The following is a 1640-nucleotide window of genomic DNA, read 5'->3' as shown; positions in this document are numbered from 1 at the left end:
CCGGCTGCTCCGCATTTCTCGGATGATTCAGCGCCGCGGGCTTCCGGTCAGCCGCTCGGGGTCAGCCCCAGTGCCGGCTGGTTCGGGCACTTCTGGAGAACGGCGCGCATCGCGTCCGCCTCCGCCTGGACGACCCACAGGCGGTAACGGGCCTTCAATCCCACCTGGCGCGCGACGTAGGGGCACTGCTCCCCCGGGCTCGGCGGCAACCATTCGGCGGCGTCGTGATCGCTCTTGCGCTGATTCGTGGGACCGTCGACGGCCAGCAGGTTCTCCGGATCGTTGGCGAACTGGAGCCGTTCCCGAGCGGTCCAGTTGAGCGCGCCGGTCCGCCACGCATCCGCCAGGGGGACGACGTGGTCGATCTGCACGCTGGCAGAGTTCCGTCCACGGTCGAAACGGATGATTCTGGTGGTGTACGGATCCCGGAGCTCGCCGGTCAGCACCGTGCAGCCGTCCGATCTGCGGATGGTGGTGCTGCGCAGATCTCGCCGCAGAATGTCGTTACGGGTGTCACACCCGTTGTCGTCGATGTCCGACCAGGCGGGCCCGAACTCGTCCCGGCGGTACCTGGGAGAGTTGTCCTCCGCTTTGATCGGAAGGGTGGCGAGCAGCTTCAGCGCCGAGCCGCTGGCGGTCGGGGCACCAACCCGGTTGGACGTTCCAGTCTGGTCGGAAAGGTCACTGCAACCGGTCAGGCCGCCGACGAGGACGAAAACGGCGAGGACGGCGAGGGCCGCGGCTCCGCCGGGTCGACCGGGCCGACCGGGTCCGTGACGATCTGGACCGACACCGCTTCTTCGCACCGGACTCCCCACCTCGACGGTTCGGAACCCGTGGGAAGTGCTCGCCCCGCTTCGGGTCCGTTCGGATCGAGGGTGACATTAACTGGAGATCGGCCCGCCGGGTTGGTCGGCCACCGTCAGGGGACGGGAACGCGGGCTCCTGCGCTCACCGGATTGTCGTGCAGCTCCAGCTCCTGGGCCGTGGCGTCCCGTGGGATGTCGAAGACCATGGTGCCCGCTCTGAGGTCACCCGGGTTGATCGAATCCCACAGATCCTCGTTACTCAGCTGGAAGCGGGCGAGGAAATCGGCGCTGTGCCGGCCGCCGCCGTCCCACAGAAACTGGGATGAGGTCACCAGCGTGCGGGTGGAGTCGCCGATGTTGCGCACGGTCACGTGGGCCAGGCAGAACTGGCCGTCCGTGTGCCGAGCGAGCAGTCCGTCACCGAGTTTGGTCTGCCCGCATCGGAAGGAATCCACGATGAACTCGAGCTGGCCATCCGTGACGGGGCGGCTCAGGCCGCTGGCCGGACCCGGTGCCGTGCTCGGACCGGTGGAGCGCGACGGGACGGTTGTGGCCGCCGACTGTTCCGCGGAACCATTTTGGCCGCTCTTTCCGGGCAGGCTGACCACGACCGCGATGGCGATCAGCGCGCCCAGGACGATGACGGTGATCCAGACGAGTCGCCTGCGATCGAACCCGCGGGCCGGCGGCGGCTGGGTGAAGGACGGGTACGGCGCGCCGGGCTCGCCCGGTACCGGCCCGTGCCGATCGGGAGGCTGGCCGGACCACGGCCCCGGCGGTGCGCCGGGGACCTGCCCGCCCATCCGCTCGCCCAGCTGGGCGGGCCGCGGG

Annotated in this window: 2 protein-coding genes; both read right to left on the bottom strand. The window is 69.5% G+C overall.

Annotated elements, in window-relative coordinates; all coding sequences use genetic code 11:
• Positions 1 to 47: 47 nt before the first annotated feature.
• Positions 48 to 806 (bottom strand): HNH endonuclease family protein, encoded by a 759-nt coding sequence (locus AC08ON_RS12185; RefSeq protein WP_476607885.1) that lies wholly within the window; start codon positions 804 to 806, stop codon positions 48 to 50.
• Between the two features lie 116 nt (positions 807 to 922).
• Positions 923 to 1640, bottom strand: a 718-nt coding sequence (locus tag AC08ON_RS12180) for a DUF4352 domain-containing protein (RefSeq protein ID WP_476616988.1), incomplete at its 5' end; no start/stop codon positions are given.

This window comes from Frankia sp. CoWAU3, from assembly GCF_977971855.1.
This window is presented reverse-complemented; position numbering and strand designations above follow the sequence as displayed.